The sequence below is a fragment of the Xanthomonas pisi DSM 18956 genome, from assembly GCF_001010415.1.
In the GTDB taxonomy this organism is placed as follows: domain Bacteria; phylum Pseudomonadota; class Gammaproteobacteria; order Xanthomonadales; family Xanthomonadaceae; genus Xanthomonas; species Xanthomonas pisi.
On the sequence record NZ_JPLE01000327.1, the window covers coordinates 1 to 394 of the forward strand.

Below are 394 nucleotides of genomic sequence, written 5' to 3' on the forward strand. Positions count from 1 at the left end.
TTTCTGGCGACCAACACAAGTCATCTTGCCGTCAGTTGTTTTGATTTCCGGTAGCCTGCCGCGTAAAGAGCTACGTTTGGAAGACATACACCAGTTTCTGGTTGCTTATGTCCAAACTCATTCGCGTACACAATGGCCGCTCGCTCCAGATTGCGTCTGTATTCTTTCTGTTGCCAGATCACGTCCTGTGCCATGAACTTAATTGGCTTAGCGTCTTCTATGCGCTCAGGCGTTTCGTGAGTACCTTTAGCCTGAATCTGCGCTCTGCTTAGAGTAGGGCGGTGTAATACTTCTGAACTTATTGCTTCTTCGCGGGCCAGCACGCCGTTAGCTAATGCCTTTGCCTTTAAACGCTCACGACGACGAGAACGTGAATTGCCTTTGAACTGAGTTC

Annotated in this window: 1 protein-coding gene; it reads right to left on the minus strand. The window is 49.0% G+C overall.

Going from position 1 to position 394, the window contains the following annotated elements; translation table 11 throughout:
• Positions 1-20: 20 nt before the first annotated feature.
• Positions 21-394, minus strand: a 374-nt coding sequence (locus Y887_RS20875) for a transcriptional antitermination N peptide (protein ID WP_084726112.1), incomplete at its 5' end; no start/stop codon positions are given.